The following is a 23,335-nucleotide window of genomic DNA, read 5'->3' on the forward strand; positions in this document are numbered from 1 at the left end:
GCCGTGCCTCCTTTATGTATTGCTTTGAGTGATGGTTTCACATAGCTGAACCAACGTGGATCGGTCTTGCGGATTGTCTAAGGAATAACCGGCAGGCAGTGCTGTATTCTCAGCTACCATGTTCCTGATACTTTCCCCTGGACCAACATCGATCCATACCGTTGCCCCCAATTGATGCACATGTGCCAATGCCTGATTCCAGCGAATCGGTTGCAGCAATTGATGACTGAGCACCTTAGCGATGTCTCCAGGCCCCTGAATCAGTTCTCCATGCACCGTGGAGCAGATTGAAAATCGGGGTGTGGAAAACGTTATTCCGGCCAGCAGCTCATCAAGCTCAGGCTGAATAAACCGCATCAGCTCGCAGTGATAAGGTGCGTCTGCTTTCATGGGCATCATGCGGAAAGGGATGAATTCCCCGCTAGTCTGATCTATGTTGTCATCCAGCAACCGCAGCCCGTTCGCGGTACCCGCAACGACGAATTGTCTCGGTGAATTGTAACCGGAGATGGTCACATAATCCGTTTGACGTATGTTGTTGACCATTTCCTCGAGCTCTGCCTGGGTTATATCCACCACAAGTCCGGCTCTGCCTTTTTGTTCCTGAATCGCACGGTGCATTAATTCGCCTCTTCTTGCCGTGAACCGAATCGCATCGGCAAACGGCATCGCTCCCGCGGCTGCGAGAGCCGAAATCTCTCCCAGGCTGTGACCGATCGCGTAGTCGGGAACGAGTCCTGTACTGCGAACAAATGAGTCGAAGAGTACATAACTTGCCGTCACGACAGCAGGCTGGGCATGCACTGAGTCTGTTAGTTGCTCCAGCGTTCCTTCCATAATCAGCGCTCCCAGATCATAACCAAGAGCTTCACTCGCCTCGGCGAAAATGCGTTTTGCCTCTGGCTCGTTGTTCAGCACATCACGGCACATTCCGATATACTGGCTCCCCTGTCCGGGAAATAAGACACAGATCGTCATACTCCACCGCCGCGCTTGTAATACGCCTTTAGACCGTAATGCGAGATCATCTCCTGCTGCATCTGCGAAGATCCTTCGATAATTTCCAGAATCTTCGCTTCCTTATACAGCCTGGATACGGGGTATTCATTGCTAATTCCGTTTGCACCATGGACCTGGAGCGCATCATTTGCCACTTCCACAGCAATTTTGGAGGTGAAATATTTGGCAATGGTTGTTTCCATAACAGCCTGAGGGTCCCTGGCTTCTCTGAGCTCGGCTGCCCGCAAACATAATGCCCTTGCGGCATGGACTTTCGTTACTGCATCTCCAATCATGCCGCGAATCAGTTGAAAGTGATGAAGTTTCTGGTCAAACTGCTTTCGCTTTCGCGAATAAGTAACCATGGAATCAAGTGCTTCCTGTGCAATGGCCAATCCGGCCCAAGCGATGCTGTATCTGCCCTGGTCAAGCGCACCGGTAACAATGTATTCGAAGCCTTCATTTAGCCGTCCAATGATATGACTTTTGGGTACACGTACCTCATGCAGCTCAATCTCGGCCAATCCGGTTTCCCCGCCCACCATGACGCCTTCAATGGGTTTGGTCAGTACACCATCAAATTTCCGTTCCACCCAAAAAGCCGTACTTCTTCCGTACTTTGACGCAATGATGATAAACACATCTGCCAAATGCCCGAACGTAATCCATTTTTTGGTCCCGTTCAACACATAAGCATCGTCTTCTTCGCGCCACTCTGTCTTCACATTTTTGGCATCCGAGCCCACTTCCGGTTCAGTGAGGCCAAAGGCTCCAATCCATTCCCCGCTTACCAGCTTGGGCAGCCATGAAGATTTTTGCTCTTCCGTTCCAAAACGAACCAGAGTTTCACTTACAAGTGACGTATGTACCGTCAATAAACTGCGTACAGCCGGGAGAGCCTTGCCAAACACTTCTGTCAACTGTCCATAAGACCTCGGTCCAAGGCCCAGACCGCCATATTCAGTCGGCACAGAAGCCGCCAGGTAGCCTTTTTGGGCCATGGCCCGGATCAATGATTCGGGGATGGCTTGCTGTTCCTGAATCTGCTGAGCATAGGGACGAATCTCGCTGGCAGCAAACTGCTCAGCCTCGTGAATAATCTCTTGTTGCAGATCCAGTTCAATCATTCAACTACCCCCTCTTGAAGAAGGGATTCATGGAGATATGAGGCAAATTCAGCAATGGTTTTGTATTCAAACAAAGCTACCGGACTGATATCCACTTGCAGGTGCTTGCGCGTACGATTAATAATTTTGAGAGCCTGTACAGAAGAGACCCCAATTTTCAGAAAGTTCATCTCTTCATCAATGTCCTCCGGCTCCTCATTTAGTGCGGCAGCAATTTCGCTTTTCATAAACAGTACGATTTCTTCTTTTGTCATATCATGACCTCCGTTCCCTGATTCACATCGACCCAATGGACATGCGGCTCGAATGGATGTGATGGCAGATGCACAATCTGTCCCGAACCATCCGGGTGCAACTGTTCCCAATTCAAAGCAGCACCAAGCACATATAGCTGTCCCAGCAAGGATGCAAGCTGTTCCTCCACAGCGAGTAAATCCTTGTTGGATAAATGAATCCATTGCTCCTTGCCAGTGCAATCTGCAAGCCCCGCAGTCTGATCCGAAGGATTTGCAGCAATTGTAATGACGATGTCGGCCTTTGCTGGCTTGCTGGACGAATTTTGAGGATGGTCCAACCTGGCAACAAGTTCTTCTCCCGCCTCTATCCCGCGAATCTCATGGATAGAAGGCACAAAGCGGGTGAGCGTTTCAATCACGCTTGTCCAATAGGTCGCGTCAAGTGCAGCCTGATTTCCTACCACTATCGTTACACGAGCAGCACGATTTCTTGACTTGAAACCAAATTGTATGTCCTCCAGATTCCACTCCCCGGTTGAGCGAACCATGACCGCTGCACGATACCGATAATGCCTTCTATACCGGTTCCGAGTAAAACACAGATCTTCCGCATGCAGATCTTCATGTTCCGACACAAATTGCTTGGTGTTATGAATCAGCTTCTGCAGAGCCTGCTCTGTCTTGGCTGAAAACGTTAATAACTGTCCGCGCGCCGGACCCTCTGTCCGAACGGACGCTTTCCACTCTTCCAGAACAATGTGAGCATTGGTTCCTCCAAGCCCGAACGAACTAATGCCCGCTTTGCGTGTCTTCCCTTCCGGAACGTCCCATGACCGATGCTCACTGACGATGTGAAAAGGCGATTGTTCCAGCCTGAGGGCCGGATTGGGCTTGTCCATATGAAGACTTGGTGCCAATTCGGCATGCTGCATACTGAGCAGAACCTTGGCCAGACTGGCACCGCTGGAAGCTGCAAATAAATGCCCTATGTTCGTTTTGACGGAACCCAAGCCTATGGAAGTGGTATTGTTGTACCCTTTTTCCTGAAATAACCGAAGCAAGGCGTTCACCTCTATCGGATCACCGATTCTCGTACCGGACCCGTGTGCTTCAATATAAGATATCTCGCTCGGGTTCAGATTGGCGTCCCGGTAAGCGGAGCGAAGCACCTCGTATTGTCCTTGAGGATTCGGGGCCATAATGCCCAGAGAGTAGCCATCATTGTTAACCGCTGTCCCGCGAATCAGGCCATAAATATGTTTATTGGCACGAACTGCCTCTGTTAGCGGCTCCAGGTATACAACCACTGCACCCTCCCCGATCACTGAACCATCGGCCTCTCGGTCAAAGACCTTGGTATGTTTCGTGGATGAACAGATTCCAGCATGGCGGGATAACTGATGTACATGCGGTGAAGCCAGAATGGTTGCTCCCCCTACAACTGCACCGGAAATTCGCTTTTCCTGAATGGCTGTAACGGCTTGCGTCAGTGCTACGAGAAAGGACGAGCAAGCTGTGTCGATGGCAAGGGCCGGACCTGTAAAGTTATACAGGTGTGAAATGGAAGCCGCAGCAATATTGGACATATTGCCGACCATCGCATGGGAATGGACTTCCTTTCCATCACTTTGATTCATATAGTCAACGACCAGATCGAAATAGGTGCTTGGGTTAATGCCCACGTATACACCCACATTGCGCTTATCCTCCTGATCCACAAGCATGCCCGCATCTTCTAGAGCTTCGTAAGAAACTTCGAGCAGTTTGCGATGCTGTGGGTCCATAAATGTGGCTTGTTCCGATGGAATCTCGAAGAACTCATGGTCAAAGGTATCCGGTTGTTTGAGTTCCCCAATCCAGTCATCCCAGTCCAGCCGCTTAGAACGCATCGCACGATCGGCGCTAATTCGGTCAACACTATCAAGCCCCTGAACCAGGTTGTTCCAGAATTGCTCCGGAGTATCCGCATCTGGCAAACGCAAGGCTAATCCGGTAATGGCGATAGCACGATGTACGTTCAGATGATTATCCGCTCGCACAGCCTGTTCACTTGGCTCTGTTTCCGCAGGAAGTTCCTGTAGATACTCCACCATCTCGCGTACAGTTCTGCAAAAAACAAGCAGTTCCTGACCCAGTTCACGCCCAATAAGTGCAGACAGTTTATCAAGCAGCTGGTAGGACAGAATGGAGTTGCCTCCTAATGCGAGGAAAGAAACATCCGTCGTAATCTGATCCAGGGGAAGCCGGAGCGTTTCCGCCCAAGCTTCACGTACCGTTTGTTCCAATGACGCCGATGCAATCCCCTCGAACTGCTGCTGTTGTCTGTTTTGGAAAATCAGTTCTTCAATAACCTTAATATCCGTATCAAATGCTCCGGACTCATATTCGTTTCTGAGCATGAAACGCTGGACCTTTCCGCTGGTCGTCTTCGGTATCACCTTAATAGGGAGAACATGAGTGATTTCAATACCCAATTCGGCTCTCATCCGGTGAATCAAATCCTGACGCACCTCCAGAAACTGTGGAACAACCGATTTGTATTTCACAAATACTAGCAGTTCCTCCACTTGTGAGGCGTTGTTAAAATGGCCTACTACCGTCAGGTTACCTCTCGGAATGCTTCGATTCTGGTATAGAATCTCTTCCAGATCGTGGGCATAATGATTCTGTCCCCGAATAAAGACGATATCCTTGATTCGTCCGCTGACAACGAGCGAGCCGCCGGCCATGAAACCCAGGTCGCCTGTCCGCAGCCACCCATCCACATATATTTCACGATTTACGTCCGGAAGGTGGTAATACCCGGATGTTACCGATTCGCCGCGAATCTGAATTTCGCCAACGACACGCTCATCCAGCACTTCCCCATGCTCATTCGCAATCCGAATCTGAATGCCGGTCATCGGATACCCTTCATGGACAAATTCAATCACATCCGTTGGTTCGCTTTCCGTGATATTAACCGGAACTGCAAGCCCTTCTTGCACGAGCCTTGCACGAGAGATTCGTTCGATGCGCGGCTCTTCCCCCAGAATGGAAGTACATACACCTACAGTCGCTTCAGCCATGCCGTACGCAGGAAACATCATGTCCCGACGATAACCGCAAGCTGCGAATTTCTGAACAAAGCGCTCAATTACTGCCGTGGATATAGGTTCCGCACCGTTCAGTGTCATACGAAGTGAAGACAGATCAAGTGTTCCGAGTTTCGAATCCGGAATCTTCTGAACCATCCATTCAAAACCGAAATTGGTGCAGCAGAACCATTTCCCCTGATGCTCCGTAATTTTTCTCAAAAACAGATAAGGCGATCGTACAAAAGTATAGGGAGACATAACCATAATGTTAGCTCCGCTCAAGATAGGGGTGAGATGCTGTCCAAACATCCCCATGTCATGCGTATGAGGCAGCCAGGTAAACACGTTGTCTCCTTCTTCCGCCCCAAGAAATGTCTTGCAGGCAATGCTGTTCGCAATAATATTGTGGTTCGTCAACTGAACCCCTTTGGGAATGCCTGTACTACCTGATGAGAATTGCAGAAATACAATATCATTGGGTGCTGTGGTACACGCCTTCGCCGGATTTCGGGATGCCTTGAGCTTGTTCACACTGATTAACGAAAGGCCTTCAAATACCGCATTGTTCGCGAGTTGACTATATTTCGGCATGTATGCTTCCTCAACGATCACAACCGGACGCTCCAGAACCTCCCAGACTTTCGTGAATTTGTCCAGACCGGCCGAGCCTGGTTCCCAAGCTGCAGGAGGACTCACAGGGGCGACAACAATGCCGCCCAGCATACAAGCCCAAAACGTACGGTAAAATTCCTGGGACTGATCTATTTCCAAAATAACGACCTGTTCTTGCCTGATGCCCTGATCACGGAGGCCCTGCAGGTACAGGCGTGCCTGAATCAGCAATTCCGGATACGATTCAAACTGTTCGTCACCTGAAGAACTGATATACGTGATTCCCTTTTCGGGATGAACCGCTGCAATATATATTAGAAGCTCAGCCACAGTCGAATAATACTCCGGCACAATCAGTTCGGGCCCTCGTTGTATGGATTTACTGGACATGCTGCACCTCCACTGCCTCATTATGAACTTTCACTTTCACATCGCTGCCGATCTGCTGGTGAATAAGCTGTTGTAAACGCTTGGTATCCAGCCCGGCTTGACAAGTCAAATGAACATACAGATACTCTTCGTCGTAATGAATGACCCATTCAAATTGAGCTAGAGCTGAAGAAAGGTCATGCTCGTCCGATGTTTCCAACATCGGAACCGCCTCTCGACTGGAGATGAAGCCCTGATAATTGAACAGAATCAAATTCCGATGTTCCTGGTCTGCGGTCTTCCGGTATGCTGCTCCCAAGTGTTTCTGAATGACAGCATAGTCCGCTGAAACAGGAGCTTCTTGGGCAAGTGCCATAAAATTGATATGATGTCGTTTCACCCAATCCAGTTGTTTGATCAGGTCTTCCTGAGTAAAATCACGGCCTACAAGCACCGGGATCAGATCGAGGAATTCACCCACATGGTTGTAAAAGGACTGCTCGCCGTATTCCCTGCCGTAATGCACCAGAGCAACGGGCAACTGGTTTACATCTAGATAGGTTGCAATAATGTCAGCAAAGGATCGGAAACTTGCCCACCAATCATCGACATTCTCTTTCCCGGCACGCGGTAATTCAACCATTATCGATGAAGATTGCGGACGTTCTGTTTCCTGGAGCTTGTTGGTGATGCTGCTGTTGCACTCTTCCCACAATCGGAGTGAAAATTGTTGTTCCAATTCATTCTCGTCCACCCCTGCCGGTCCATTAAACACCAACCGTACGTAGTCCTCATACTTCAGAACATTGTATGGGTGAACAGTTTCGAACCCTTGCTGGATATTGAATGCCTCCAGCTCCAGCTGTTGTTTGATAATCTCCGCACTCATGCCATCAAACGCCAGATGATCAAAACTCCAGAAAAACTTGTGCTCCCTGTTTCCTGTACGCAGTATACACAGACGCCAAGGCAATTCATTCAGATTGTAAATCTGGTGCAGCAAGGTCTGTGCCAATCTATGCTCCAATCGTTCCAGGGTAGCCTGAGCGTAATGACGTGTATCCAGATACGGTATCAATTGTTGCAGCATATCGGCGGCTAACGACAGATCACACTGATTCCAGTTCAATGTATCTGTCTCGTATATGATGCTGTGCAGCAGTTGATGCCGGGCTACCACCCTGAGGATCAATGCTTTGACCGCCTGTTCGTTCAAATCGCCTTCAAGTGTAGTTATAAATCCGCTTGCTCGTGAAGTTGCAGAAACATGTGCCTGTTGGATTGGAGAGAGTGGGAAACGATCAACGGTGGTCGTGCCCGCCATGAAGGATGAAACCTGATTACAGCTGTTTATTACATGCAGGACCAGGCTGTCCAGTTGATTCTCATGTAGTGGGATGTCCTGTGGAATGGTAATGGGGGACTGAATTTGCAGGCTTTCTTCGTACAAAACGGACGCTTGAGGACGGATCTGTACCAGATTGACAAGCCCTCGAACTGTCGGATATTGGAATAATTCGTTTACCTTGATGGCAATTCCTTCTTTTGACAAAATTTGAGTGAATGCAATCGCCTTCAGCGAGTGCCCCCCGCTCTGGAAGAAATGATCTTCCATGCCAAAAGCCGGATTTCCCAAAACCTGACGCATGGCGTCAAGAATAGTCCGCTCCACCCTTGTTCGGGGTGATTTCTCTTCGTTAAATACCGATGGAACTTCTTGCATCTCCGATAAGGCTTTTCGGTCCACTTTGCCATTTGCATTAATCGGCAGATGGTCCAAACGTTGAATCTGTGCCGGCACCATATATTCAGGCAGCCGTTGTTGAAGCTCTCTTCGAAGTTCCTCCGCATGAATTACAGTATGGGATTCACAGGTGTAATAGGCTGTGATATAGAGACTGCCCGACGCATCGGCAGCTGTCATGACATACGCATCCCGAACACCCGCAAGGCGTTCCATGCAGTTGGAAATCTCCGACAACTCAATGCGAAAACCTCTGATCTTGACTTGAAAATCAGCGCGTTCAATGAACATCAAACTGCCGTCCACCAAACGTTTGACAATGTCCCCTGTCTTGTACATCCGCTCTCCCTTTCGGAAAGGATCGTCCAGAAAGTGTTTGCTTGTAAGTTCCTGACGATTGAGATAACCGATTCCAACAGCGTCCCCACTGATATACAGTTCACCAGGAACGTTGGGTGGGACAGGTCTCAGACCATCATCCAGAACATATAGTGCGGTATTCGATAATGGATATCCTATAGGCAAAGAACCTGAGTAAGGCTCCATTTGTTCAAGTAAATGGTAGGAGGCAAAAAAGGTTGCTTCCGTTGGTCCATATCCGTTCAACAATTTGCCCGGCCCCACTACTGCGAGAGCTTTGTTGGCATGACTCACTGATGCAGCCTCACCGCCAAACATAACTCTGCGCACATTTTTCAAACATTCTGCATCCCAATCCACCAACAGATTGAACAACGAGGTTGTGATGAAGAATACCGTTATTCGTTGTTGGCGAATGACGTCAGCCAAGCTGGTCATATCCAGAGTGACCTCTTTTGAGATTAGTACAAGCGTTGCCCCATTTATTAATGAAGCGAAGATATCGAAAATGGAACCATCAAATGCATAATTCGAGATTTGCAGAACGCGATCTTCAGGCACCACGGTCACAAAGTTGCTGGTTTTCATCACTTTGATCACATTGCGATGACTCATCACCGTACCTTTTGGAGTTCCGGTTGATCCTGATGTATAGATGATATAAGCCGGGTCAAGAGCCGTAATCCCCATATCACCTGTATCGTTGCCTTCCATATCGTTCTCAAGTTCTGTCATCGACGGCGAGATGAACCCTTCCAGTTCATCGGCAGGCACAATACAAGGTACCACCGACTGCCAGGTGACGGCATACTCTCTCTCCGTTAACAGAACGGATGCACCGCTATCCTTTAAAATAAATTCGATTCTCACAGGCGGCGAAGCAGGATCAATCGGGACATAGCTGCAGCCAGCTTTGAGTGTAGCAAGGATGCTGACCATTTGGATCGGTCCACGGTCCAGGATCAGAGCAATACTGGAGCCCGATTTCACACCTTCGCTCATCAATCTGGAACTCAGCCATTGGACTCGTTGATTCAAATCAGCATAACTCCATTCCGCGTCTTCCCAGACTAAAGCTGTTTGCTGACCGTTCAACCGAACCTGTTCTTCAAACAACTGAGGAATGGTTGCATCTCGCGGATACTCAATGGCATTATCATTCACTCCATATATCAGCCACTCTTCCTCTTCCGGTAAAGTTAGGCTGATCTGACGAATTCGTTCCACATCACTTGTAGTCATTTGGGACAAAATATACCGGAATTTATCCAGCATCAGCTGCATGGACTCTGCTCTGAACAGGTCCTTGCGATATTCCAGTTCCACCGTGTAGTACTGCTCATGTTCGGCCACTGTCCAGGTTTGATCAAACTTGGCCTCCACACTGCCCTCCATCCATGGTACAAATGTCAATTCACCCACTTCAGGATCAGCCGTCCCCATGTTGATATAATTCAGCACGACATCAAAAAGCGGATTACGACTGGTGTCACCAAATAAACCGAGCTGTTCTACCAGCGCCTCGTACGGATATTGTTGATGTGCATAACAGGACAACAGCTTATCACGTACCCCTTGCACGTAATCCACGATGGACAGTTCTTCGTGCATGCTTGTACGAATGGCTAACATGTTAACAAACATTCCAACAACACTGTCCAGTTCGGGTTGTTCACGGCCCGCCACCGCTGTACCAACAACCAGATCGTCCTGGGCTGTGTACTTCCAGATCAATACGTTCAGCGTTGCCATGAACAGCATGTACGGTGTAATGCCATGTCGGGTACAGAATTCGTTGACCTGCCCGCTCAACAACTCATCCAGTGCTATTGAAAGTCTGTCTCCCCTGTAAGATGTAGCCTCATGTCTCGGGTAATCGGTAAGCAATTCGAGTGGTGTCGGGATATCCGTAAATTGCTGCTTCCAGAATTCTGCATCTTCAGCTGATACACCATGCAGCGTACGCTCATGAAGCCATTCCGCATAATCCTTATATTGGATATGAAGTGGTTCCAGAGCCTCTCCCTGGTACATGCGAGCAAATTCCTGCATCAGAATGGCAATAGAGCTCTGATCGGAAATAATGTGATGCATGTCGATAAACAAGATGTGCTCGCGGGTTGAAAGGCGAGCGAGTTTCACACGAATTAATGGTGCACAGGTCAGATTAAAGGGCTGAACCCAATGCTGCACATGCTCTATCGCCATGCTCTCCGATTCCAGCACTTCCACGACCTTTGGAACCTGATCCTCCACGATCTGAAAAAGCTCACCATCAACCATTTCAAACCGGGTGCGGAACGATTCATGCCGCTGAATCAGAGCATCCATTATCGTCTGGAACTGAGCAATGTCCAACTCGCCATTAATTCTGTAAAAGCTCGCCAGATTATACGCCGTACTCTCCCCGTTCATCCACTCATGCATCACGTACATTCTTCGCTGAGCAGAAGTCGTCTTGTACCTATCCTTCTGCTTCACAGGCGGAATGGAATTCATTGATCCGTAGTTGCTTGCAGATTGATGCTCACTAATCCATTGCACCATCTGGGCAAAACCAGAATGTTCAAATACATCGTCCAATCCTGAATGCAGTCCAAAAACTTCCTTTATGCGTGACACTAGAGATATCGCCTTCAACGAGTGCCCCCCAAGCTGGAAGAAATCATCTTCGGGATCAACTGAATCGCAACCAAGCAATTCCTGCCATAACTGCAGCAAAGCAGCCTGTATCTCGTTCTCAGTCATCGAAAATCCTGCCGCTGCAGACAAAGAGGATTCTACAGCTTGTTCTGAACTTGCTGCCGCCTGCGGCATACCTGCAAGTTGGTACAATGGAACATCATGTTTATGGGGAATCGGATCAAAGGAGTAGGTTGGCAAAGACATGATTCGTCCCCGATCCGTTCCGTATAACTGTGCCCAATCCAGCTCAATGCCGGAGCACCAGCAGGAGCCAAGCATTTTAATGAAGTATACATCCGCCTCAAGTGAACCAGGACGATTCTCCAGTAGAGAAATGACATTTGATGTCGAGTACACGTTCTTGAAGCTTTGTATCTTATCCTGCTGCGGACTTACCGTGATCCAGAGCAGACTCCTGTCACCTGCACTCTCTGAAAAAGACTCTCGATTCTGTAAAGGAAATAGCATTTCCCTTGAACAAAGTGGTCGAATCCTGGACACAAGGTCTGCTGCATATTCATCTGTCAGTCTTCCTGCCAATCCATCTGACAAGGCGCCTTCCTGCCATGACCAGTCTTCCTTACCGTATAAAAGAGGAACGGCGTGTACTGGTTCAAGCGCACCACTGATGACCAGGCCAACCAGTTCACCAACACCCTGTCCGCAAACAGCATCCGGTTGGATACCGAACTGCATGACCGTCCTGAACAGTGCGTACTGTACAACAAAGCAATGCATACGCTCTAGCCCGGAATCCGTTAACGGCCGTCCCATGCCCTGGCGAATCGCATACTGTTCCTTGGACTCAAAAAGGCTCAGTATCTCTTCAAAGTGCAGTTTGAACGCCTCCGAGGGCTGACTGCGATACACGGAAGCATACAGCTCCCGAATTTTGCGTGCTTCCCAATTTGCAGTTCCGTCGAGGTCGAATATCACTTTCGGCCTTCCCTCCGCTATGCTTGCTCGAGTCTCATAGTCGCCAGCCTGCCCCCTTGGCGGGATATAACCATCTACCGCAACCATCACCCTTCGGTGTTTGAACCTGCTTCGGCCCTTCTGCAAGGTCCATGCGGCATCGGACAACTGCTCCGGCATGGTATGGATGGCCTGCAAAACCGATTCATACGTTCGTTCCAGCGCTGTTTCGCTCTTGGCCGAGAATGGCAGCAGCTGCACGGACTGGTAATTGACATGTCTTTCCTGAACAGGTGGCTGCTCCAGGATCACATGAGCATTCGTCCCGCCGATTCCAAACGAACTGACTCCCGCACGCAGAACCTGCGCCGGATTGCTGAAAGGCTGCGCTTCCGTATTAATATAGAAAGGACTGTGTTCCAAGTTCAGCATCGGATTGGTTCGCTGCATGTGAATTTGGGGTGGAGCGACCCGGTGGTACAGCGTCAACACGGTTTTAATAAAACCCGCTACACCTGCTGCCGCATCCAGATGCCCGATATTGGCTTTGACAGAACCCAAAGCACAATAATTTTGATCTGCCGTTCCCCATGACTGCCGGAGCGCTTCAATCTCAATCGGATCACCCAATTTGGTGCCTGTTCCGTGCGCTTCGAGATAGGAAATCTCACTCGGAGCAATGCCCGAACGTTGAAGTGCCGCCTCAATCACTTTAACCTGTCCGGCAACACTTGGTGCCGTATATCCAATTTTGTCCAGACCGTCATTGTTAATGGCCGAGCCTTTAATCACGCCGTAGATATGATCTCCGTCCCTGAGCGCTTTACTGAGCGATTTAAGCACAACCATTCCGCATCCGTTGCCTGACACGGTACCCGATGCTTGTTCATCGAACGGTCTGCAATGTCCGTCCTTGGAATAAATCATGCCTTCATGCCAGAGATAGCCTTCTCTGAGCGGATAGGAGATGGAGACCCCTCCAGCAAGTGCTACATCGCATTCTCCCCGGATCAGTGATTCTGCTGCCTGATGGATGGCGACGAGAGAAGTCGAACATGCGGTCTGTACCGCCATGCTGGGCCCTGTGAGATTTAATTTGTGAGATACCCGGGTTGTAATATAATCTTTCTCATTCAGCGTCATGGCTTCAAAAGCTTGCAGCAGATTGCCCGAGCGACCGAGAAACTGTACCATCCATGGCAAACTCAGCCCGCTGCCTGCAAACAAACCTATGGAACCTTCATAGCTATACGGATCACATCCGGCATGCTCAAGCGCCTCCCAGGAACACTGATGCAGCAAACGAATTTGCGGGTCCATAATATTGGATTCCTGCTGCGGATATTCAAAAAATTCGGAATCGAAGAATTCGGTATCCTGCAATGCCCCCTTGGCTCTGACATAATCCGGATGTTCAAAACTATCAGGCCGGACGCCTGCATCCGTCAGGTCCTTCTCTGTCAGACGGGTGATGCCCTCCTTGCCTTCCATTAAATTTGCCCAGAATTCATCAATACTTCTCGAACCAGGGAAGTGTCCGGCCATACCGATGACAGCAATATCTGACGAAGCTGGCGTTACAGCGGCTTGCTTCGAAAGAACCGGGGGTTGCTGCTCGAAAGCTTCCTGCTCTCGTGACTCCAGCCTCGCTTGTTCCGTTTCTGCCTGGTTCAACTCGTAAGGTGCCGAACTGCTTGCCAATTTTACTTCCTCAACTTGAGCTCCCATAGCAAGTTCATGAGCATGACTCATCCGGATCGATGGTGAAACGGGTGAGGCCACTTGCCCGGACATAAGATGTTCAACCAATGATGCGATGGAGGAATGCTCGAACAGCTGCACCAGTGGAACACTTTGGTCCAGATACGTATTCAACCGGTTATTGATCAAAATCAGTCCCAGTGAATTGCCGCCAATGTCAAAAAAGTGATCATTCACGCCAACGTGATCCACGTTGAGTACTTCCTTCCAAGCTCCCACAAGCATTTGCTGCAAAGCTGCTTTTGCCTGTTCCGCCCCCTGAAGAGATGCGCTGTATGCCGGGAGTGCACCAGCCATATGCTTCGCCTCTTCATCAGCCAGGTGCAGCGCGCTGCGGTTCAGTTTGCCGTTAGGCAGCACCGGCAGCTTGTCCAAACGAATCAAGCGGGACGGCATCATGTATTGCGGTAGACGCTCTCTTAGCCATGAACGAAGCATGGCATCCCCCTCATTGCCCATCAGGGCAACCTCAGGCTTCAGACTGTAAAACAGAATGATTTGCAGCTGGTGCGGCTCGTTTCCTTCGGTTTTGACCACAGCTTCCCTGATCAATTCATGAGCCATCGCTGCCTGCTCAATTTCATTCATTTCAATTCGGTAACCACGAATCTTCACCTGCTGATCCAGCCGTCCCAACAACTGAATCTCTCTATCTGGCTGAATGCAGGCGAGATCACCTGTACGATACAAACGACCACCGAGTACATTGGAATTCGCGATAAATCGCGCTTCCGTCTCTGCTGGATTGTTGAGATAGCCCCGAGATAACCCTTTACCTGCGATACACAGTTCACCATAACTTCCGTGCGGCAGCATGGCACCTTGCTCATCCACAATATAAACTTCTGTATTGGCAATCGGATTGCCGATGGTAATGCTGTCCGGGTCATGCAGTTCCTTCGTTGTTGACCAGATGGTTGTTTCCGTTGGGCCATACATATTAAAAACTCTTGCCGAACTGAGTCGCTTCAGATCAGACAGCAGTCCCGCGGGAACCCGTTCACCTCCGGTAAGAATACACTTCAGATTGCCCAGTCCTTTGGCAAAATCGGTATTTTCAACAAATGCTTTGATACGCGACACTGTACTGAGAATATGTGTAACGCCATGTTCGCGAATGCGGAGCGAAGCCAGAACAGGATCAAGCTGCTCCTGCTCATCGGCAAGATAAAGGGAATAGCCTGTGCATAAAGGCGTCCATACTTCAAATCCAAAGATATCGAAGGAAATGGTCGTTACACTGATTACGCGGTCGGTCTCCTCTGCAAAAATGCCTCTGCTCCGGATATCCTCGACAAAATTAACCATTGCTTCATGCGTAATCATGACCCCCTTGGGTCTGCCGGTCGATCCTGAAGTGAAGATGACACAGGAAAGGTCGGAAGGCAGGACATCCACATGGGGATTGAGGGATGAACGCACGTCAACGACCATTGGATCATAGATCATCCGTACGCCGTCAAAAGCGACGGTATCCTCTTCCCCGGAAGTGCATAACACCAAGTTCATCCGGCTGTCTTCGATCATGTTCAAAATCCGCTGTTCCGGAAAAGCCGGGTCCAGAGGTACGTAAGCTGCTCCTGCTTTCAGCACGGCAAGCAGCATAATAATCAGCGCCTCATTACGCCTGGACATTATGCCTACAGGTTCATCCCTGCGGACGCCCTGATCCAGCAGCTTCCATGCCAGCGTGTTTGCCTTCTCATCCAGTTCCCTGTACGTAAGGGCAGCTCCTGAGGCAGTTAACAGCGCGACTTTGTCCGGCACAAGCTTCGCCTGCTGTTCAAACAAACTGTGCAAACCGAGCGTGTAATCATATATCAAATGCGGGCCAACAAGCGGATGCATGGCGGGTTCCCGAGAATGGGAGTTTTGCTCCAGCAGCTCGCTCACAGACAGATCCGGCTGCTGAACAACCAGCTCACACAAGCCGATGAAGTCCTCCATGAACTTTTGGATGGTTGTCCGTTCGAACACATCCAGCGAAAACTCCAAATATCCTTCCATCACTTGCTTCTCCCTGTTTTCCTGACAGGTCAGCAGCAGATCATAGGTAGACGTCCCCGTCTCCACCGGGAGAGAGCTGAAGAACAAACCGTCAAGCTCAAGTCCATGCAGCTCCATGTTCTGATAATCAAAACAAACGTCAAATATTGAATTTCGATTGAGCTCTCGCTTGGCACCCAACTGCGTCACAAGTTCATTAAACGGATACTCCTGATAAGCAAATGCGTCCAGTGTGTGCTGCTTGAGTTCGCGCAGAAAATCACTATACACACGCCCACGAGCTGGAAAGTTTCGCATGGCAAGCATATTGACGAACATCCCTACCGTCTCTCTGATCTCCTCTTGCAGCCTGCCCGCAACAGGCGTACCTACCACAATATCCTCCTGCCCCGTGTGCTGTGCAAGGAGCAGATTCCATACGCTAAGCATCACCATGTACATCGAAGATTCGGAAGAAGAAGCTAGCTTGTGCAGGCGCTCTGTCAACGAAGGGCTCAGGGTGAAATGGAGACGTTCCCCTTTCATGGTTCGCTGCGAAGGACGTGCATGATCTAACGGAAGCTGGAGGGCAGGCACCGAAGGGCCCAGATGTTCCAGCCAGAACGCCTGATGCGATTGGTAACCCTGTGAAGCAAGACGCTGCTGCTGCCATACTGCGTAATCCTTGTACTGCAGACGGGCAGCACATTCTCCGCCGAAATACAGCGTATTGAAATCACGGGTGATTATTTCGACAGATGTACCATCTGCTATGATATGGTGGATATCAAAGAACAGCAGATGCTTCCGCTCGCCAATTCGGATCAGGTCCACCCGCATAAGTGGCGTCTGCTTCAGATCAAATGGACGAATCAGTGACTGAATCAACGATGTTACCTCTTGATCGTTCGCCAATTCCTTTTGGGCATAACCCATCTCCAAACGTGCGGATGGATGAATCAACTGAACGACCTGATCCCCCCGGATCTCAAATGATGTTCTGAGAACTTCATGCTGCTGCACCAGCTTCTCCAGTGCGGCTTCGACCTTCCGGGGATTCAAGTCCCCTTCAATGATGGTTGCAGATGGCAAGTTGTAAGCTGTACTGCCTGGATCAAGCATGGCCTGAGTATACATACGCATCTGTGCGGGAGAGATCGGGTAAGCCTCCATCTTAGCCGCAGGATGAATCGTTTGCTGACCTTGCAGATTCAAGTCCGGTTTTGCCAATTCATAGATATGCTCAGCTAACTGAACAGGTGTAGAATAGTTGAATACATCGGCAACCTCAGGTTGAATGCCTGTATATGAGCGGATGGACGCCGACAGGCTGACGGCTTTGAGGGAATCGCCTCCAACCGCGAAGAAGTTAACGTCTTCTTCCAGATCCTCTATGCCAAAGATCGTTCGATATGCCTCAAGCACTACCTGCTTTAACTGGTCTGGCCCACCATTATAGACTTCCCCTGCTCCTGCCAGTGGCGCTGAACGCCCTGCCTGTTTCCGTTCCGAAACCATCCGTTCGTTTCTGTTTCCTATTCGATCAGATATCGATGTCTCCGAAAGTGAAACACCCACAGGATAGAATTGCTTTTGGAATACATATGTCGGCAATGAGCATTTTCGGCGTATCATCTCGCCCTTGAGCACCTTCCAGTTCAGCTCAATACCTTCGCACCATAATTCGGCGAGTCTTCGACTTACATAAACATGGTCTTGCTCTGATTCCTTCACGTGACGCAGCATGTTCAGCACGGTCTGAGAATCACGTGACCGTGTATGCTGTCGGACAAAGGAACTCAACGTTCGCCCTGCTCCAACCTCAATCAACACGGCACGATCATCCTTCAACACTTCAGCCAGATTCGCTTCAAACAGTACTGGTTGCAAAATGTGCCGGGACCAATAGTCATGACTCGTAATTTCATCAGAACGGGCCCATGTCCCACTCGTATTGGACAACAACGGGATCGCTGGTTCATGAAGCGAGTGCTCTGCCAGATAACGTCCAAACTCGGTGGCTGCGCGGTCCATCATTGGGGTATGAAACGCGTGAGAAGTTTTGACACGAACACATTTCCAGCCCTGTCTTTCTGCCTTGGCTTCCATTCTTGCAATAGATGCTGCCGTTCCGCCCACCACACAGGAGCCTGTCGTATTAACAAGGGCCAGCCAAACATCTTCGTCTTGTTCCAGTTGTAACTTCACCCGTGCTGCATCCGCCATAATGGCGAGCATGACACCTGGCTGCTGCTGCTGCATCAAACGTCCGCGGAGACGTACCATCTGAACGGCGTCTTGCAGCTCGAATACTCCGGCTACAGCTGCTGCAGCCAATTCTCCAATGCTGTGCCCAATCATGCCATCCGGACGAATACCCAGATCCAGCAGTGATTTAGCCATGGCATAACCGGTCATAAACAACGCAAACTGGCTGTACTCCGTCTGGTTGATTCGTTCAGGCTGCTGATCGCCATATACAACGGACAGCATATCTTCCCGTTCCTCCGCAGGAAGCAGATCAAGAATCTCCTGAATATAACTTCTGAACAGGGGAGCTATGCCGGACTGTTCCGCAGATTTGTACAATTCTGCCCCCATGCCCTGATACTGACTGCCCTGGCCTGGGAACATAAAGAATACAGGACGGCTGCCTTGTGGCGATTGATGAACCACACGTGCTTTCTGAAGCTGCTGTAGCAACTTTTCAGGATGGTCCCTCCATGTCTTGTCCACAACCAACGCCTTGCGATATGCAAAAACAGATCGACCTGTCTGGAGAGTCCAGGCTGCGTTAGAAACCGATGTTTGCGGCTGCTCCAGTAGATGCTCCATGATCCGTTCAGCCGTGCGATTCAGCGAGTGCTCTGTTTTAGCTGAAAAAAGCAATAGATTAACATCATCATCCGGACTGCAATTCTCCATCTCGGGTGCCTCCTCCAATACCATGTGAGCGTTCGTGCCCCCCACACCAAATGAATTGATTCCTGCCCGCAGAAGCCCGTCGTTGGCCTGTTTCCAATTCACCCCGTGTGCATTGATTTTGAAAGGTGTATTTGAAAAATCAATCTTGGGGTTTGGCTTCTCGTAATTGGCTGTTCCCGGAATATACCCTTGTCCCAGGCTAAGCGCGACTTTAATCAAACCTACAACTCCAGCCGCTGTATCCATGTGCCCTACATTGCCCTTGACCGACCCAAGATAACAGAACTGCTTCTGATCCGAAGCAAACGCACGAGTTAACGAATTCACCTCGATTGGATCACCGAGCAGCGTTCCTGTACCGTGGGCTTCGATATAACTCACCGTTTCCGGATCCACTCCGGCTACCTTGTAAGCATCCTGAATCACTTCGGTTTGGCCGCTCACGCTTGGAGCAAGAAAACTGAGTTTCTCCTGCCCGTCATTGTTAATGGCTGATCCCTTGATCACGCCGTAAATATGATCTCCGTCGTGCAGCGCATCGCTCACCCGCTTCAGCACCACGATTCCCATGCCATTGGAGAAAACCGTTCCGCTGGCATCTGCATCGAATGGGCGACAGTGACCGTCGGCTGAAAACATCATGCCATCCTCGTACAGGTAGCCCCCTTCATTCGGAAGCTCCACCGTAATTCCACCAGCTACAGCCACATCGCATTCCCCAACAATGAGCGATTGGCACGCCAGATGAGGAGTAACCAGTGAAGTGGAGCATCCCGTCAGTGCGGTATAGGCCGGACCTTTCAAATTAAGCTTGTACGCCATTCGGGTCGCGAGAAAATGATTGGTGCTGAGCGTAAAAGCTTCGTACTTGCTGCTATAGTTTGCATCGTTATAGAGCACCTGACGATACCATTCAAAATCATCGGAACCGCCCAGGAAAACGCCCACTTTCCCTGCCTCATCCGGTTTGCAGCCCGCATCCTCCAGTGCTTCCCATATTCCCTGATAAAGGAGTCTGAACTGCGGTGACATCATCTTGGCTTCCCCTGGTGTGTAGTCAAAGAAGCCGGCGTCAAACTCATCAATACCGTTCGCACGGCCTTTGGCCTTGACGTATCGGGGAGAACGTAGCAATGTTTCATCCACGCCAAGCTCTCTCAATTCCTCGTCACTATAAAAATGAATACTCTCGCGCCGTTCAACCAGATTGCTCCAGAACTCCCGTATGTCCTCCGCGCCCGGCACATTCACGGCCATACCCACGATAGCAATGTCTTCCCGCTGGATGCCTGCCCTGCGTTGAAACATCTTCTCCCGTTCAGAAGGCAGTGTGTAGACTTCTTCAGCCTGTTCCTGAGCTGCAAATTGACGCAGTGTTGGACATTCAAAAAAGCGGGGAACGGGGAAATCCACATCTGTATAATGCTTGAGCTTATTGTGAGCCTGAATAACGGAAAATGAATTGCCACCCAAATCGAAGAAATGATCATCCCTGCCTACTTTTTCAACGCCCAGCACCTGGGACCATACCGCAGCCACAATCTTCTCAAGTTCAGTGACCGGAGCGGCATAAATTGTACTGGAAGCGTGGGTATGTGTCATATCCGCCATAAGCGCATTCCGGTCAATCTTCCCACTGCTATTCAGCGGAAATTCAGACTTATGTATAAATACGGATGGAATCATATACGCCGGCAGGGAATTGGATAAATGCTCTCTTAACTGGGATGCAGGGAGTTCCTGCTCTGACAGATAATACGCACATAGCAAGCCCGGTCTGCCCTCAAACGATTTCATGACCACAACGCTCTGAATAATTCCCGGATAGGATGACAGGCCATTCTCAATTTCTCCCGTCTCCAGTCTGGCTCCCTGAAATTTGACCTGAAAATCAATGCGACCCAGATATTCGATTGTTCCGCTGGGGAGCGAACGAACCAGGTCACCAGTGCGGTACATATACCTGAAATACTCCGGGTCTTGCCCTTCTTCATAAAAAGGATTGAGGACAAACTTCTCATGAGTCATCTGTTCCAGATTAAGATACCCACGGGCAAGTCCTACTCCGCTTAGGCACAGCTCCCCGGGAATACCGACAGGCTGAAGGCTGTTATCACTGCCAACGACATACCATCTTGACTCATTAAGCGGGAAGCCGATCGGTACAGTACCTGGGCCTTCATAGTTGCTTAATGCATAATGCGATACCCAGATGGTGCACTCTGTCGGGCCGTATACATTTTCCAGACTTGCCCGTATACCCAGCTTGTTGTATTTCTGAATTATGTCCGGTGTAACAGCCTCTCCGCCAACAAAGACCCATTTCAACGTTTCAAGTGGCGATAGGTCTGAACGCAGTTCCATCGTTTCCAGAAAAAGACGGAACAGGGTAGGGACAAAATTGATATGGGTTACCTGATGTGCCGCAACGGTGGACGCAATACGGGAAGGATCTTTTTCTGCTCCAGGCTCAAGGATACTTAAGGCACCTTCTCCCATAAACCAGCCGAACAGTTCCGTCGCGGAAACATCAAAGGTATAAGCCGTTTTCAGCAAATACACATCATTGGCCTGTACCGGAAAGCGCCGCTCCAGATCAAGCAGAGTGTTTACTACGCTGTGATTCTCGATCATAACTCCCTTCGGTTTGCCTGTTGATCCCGAGGTGTACATGATGTAGGCAAGACTATGCGGGTTGAGTTCATGTCCGGGATTGGAGCAATCTCCTGTGTAGGCATGACCATCTGCCGTGTATATAAAATGTACATCGAGCAGTTTGTCCTCTTCTTCAGGCTGGATGGCCAGCACGATCGATATGCTTGCATCCGCTACAATATAGCTCTTTCTGGAGAAGGGATAGGCCGGGTCCACAGGGACAAAAGCACATCCTGCTTTTAACACAGCGAGCAAGGCAATCACCAGATCTGAGCTGCGGGGCATTTGAACGCCGACTGCTTCGTTATCCCTGCTCTTTCGCGCCATGATCTGATTGGCCAGTTGATTGGCTTTGGCATTGACCTCCGCATACGTCTGATGTTGGCTGCCTTCCAGCAGAGCAACGCGATCCGGAAATCGTGCAACTTTCTCATGGAATACATCGATAATATGTTGCGGGATGTACGGGAAATAAGCAGTTTGATTGAGCTCGTGAAGCAGGGTCTCTCTTTCCTCCTGCATCAGCAGACTGAACTCACGGATGGACTTCTCAGGAGAGGCTGCCAGCTGTTCAAGCAAATAGAGGAACCGTTGCCCCATACGATTCATGGAATCGGCATGGAAGAGATTTGATTTATATTGAAGCTTCAATTGTGTACCTTGAGGTGAGCGATACAGGATTACCATCAGATCACCAGGAAAAGTAACCTGGTCCTGTTCCAACATATGCGTTCCAAAAGCATCTTCTTCTTCGTAGGAATCATAGACAAAGGAGATATCAAACAACGATGGTGATCCAGGCCGAGCCTGTAACATACTGTCCCTGACGATGAGGTTGTTCGGGTAACCGATATGTCTATAAGTCTCCATCCAGGTTGCGGCTACTTGTTGCAGCAGAGGTGTTAGCGTGGATTCGGGGTCAAGGTGAAATCGCATAGGCAGCATATGGACAAAACAACCGATCGTTTCTTCCAAATCCATCCCTGGCCGATGTGAATACGGGGAAGAAAACGTAATATCCTGTGTACCCGCATATTTATTCATGAGGATTGCAAAGGCGCCCATAAAAAACATAAATACGGTTACTTCGTTGTCTTTGGATACTTGCGTAATATCCGTCATCAGCGATTCCGAAATGTCAAAACGCAATTCATAGCCCAGTCCCTCTTGCGAAGCGCCTGCCGGATAATCATGCTGTAACGCCAGGGGCTCTGCCCCATTCATCTGGCTCATCCAGTAAGCCTGTTCCCGGTTGTACTGGTTGTCTTGCAGTTTCTGATTTTCAGCTTCAACGTAGGAGATGAATCCCTCATCCTGTTTTACGTCCACGGGCTGTTCCAGCAGAAGGCATGAGTACAGATGAATCAGTTTGTTTTTAAATAGTTCAAGCGAAATCCCGTCACAGATCAGATGATGGATACACATGGTCAGGATATGCCGATTTTCGTCCATCTGAATAACCATCATGCGGAACAGAGGTCCTTCCTCCAAAGAAAAAGGAGTTCCGATGCATTCCTCGATCCATGCCTTTAACTGCTTTTCCTTCAGATCCTCTTGCTTCTCGTCGCTCAGATCCCGGAAAACAAACTCAGGATCCATTTCTTCATGAACAGTCAGCACCGGTACATCACGTTGTATCTCAATCCGGGCACGCAGCACCACTTGTTCATACATGAGCAATTCGATAGCCCGATGAAACATATCTAATTTCAATGGTTTAATTTGTATCGAAGCGGAGATGTTATACGAAGCAGGATCGTTCATTTGGCAATCGAAATAGATTCCTTTTTGCGTTTCAGAGAGTTCAACGGTTTTTCGGTTCATCGTGACCACACCTCGTTCGTTAGTTGAGATTTAGCTCATTTAAAGCAAAAATCCAGTAAC

General features: G+C 49.5%; 5 protein-coding genes. All 5 read right to left on the reverse strand.

From position 1 onward, the window contains the following. Window positions 1-12 precede the first annotated feature (12 nt). Genes HP548_RS26645 through HP548_RS26665 form a run of 5 tightly spaced genes read right to left on the reverse strand, consistent with a single transcriptional unit; the run spans window position 13 to window position 23,275 of the window. Entirely contained in the window at window positions 13-978 is a 966-nt protein-coding gene (locus tag HP548_RS26645) for an ACP S-malonyltransferase (protein ID WP_099857003.1), read from the reverse strand. Next, a complete protein-coding gene (locus tag HP548_RS26650; protein WP_099857001.1) occupies window positions 975-2,126 on the reverse strand; it encodes an acyl-CoA dehydrogenase family protein in 1,152 nt (383 codons plus the stop codon). The genes HP548_RS26645 and HP548_RS26650 overlap by 4 nt, the downstream gene beginning before the upstream one ends. Then, window positions 2,123-2,380: an acyl carrier protein gene (locus HP548_RS26655; protein ID WP_079350544.1), complete on the reverse strand. Its 258-nt coding sequence runs from the start codon at window positions 2,378-2,380 to the stop codon at window positions 2,123-2,125. The genes HP548_RS26650 and HP548_RS26655 overlap by 4 nt, the downstream gene beginning before the upstream one ends. Continuing rightward, window positions 2,377-6,441, reverse strand: a complete 4,065-nt coding sequence (locus tag HP548_RS26660) for a beta-ketoacyl synthase N-terminal-like domain-containing protein (RefSeq protein ID WP_175383293.1) — start codon at window positions 6,439-6,441, stop codon at window positions 2,377-2,379. The genes HP548_RS26655 and HP548_RS26660 overlap by 4 nt, the downstream gene beginning before the upstream one ends. After that, a complete protein-coding gene (locus HP548_RS26665) occupies window positions 6,431-23,275 on the reverse strand; it encodes a non-ribosomal peptide synthetase/type I polyketide synthase (protein ID WP_175383294.1) in 16,845 nt (5,614 codons plus the stop codon). The genes HP548_RS26660 and HP548_RS26665 overlap by 11 nt, the downstream gene beginning before the upstream one ends. Between the last annotated feature and the right edge of the window lie 60 nt (window positions 23,276-23,335).

Origin of the sequence: Paenibacillus taichungensis, assembly GCF_013359905.1 — a bacterium.
Lineage (GTDB): Bacteria > Bacillota > Bacilli > Paenibacillales > Paenibacillaceae > Paenibacillus > Paenibacillus taichungensis.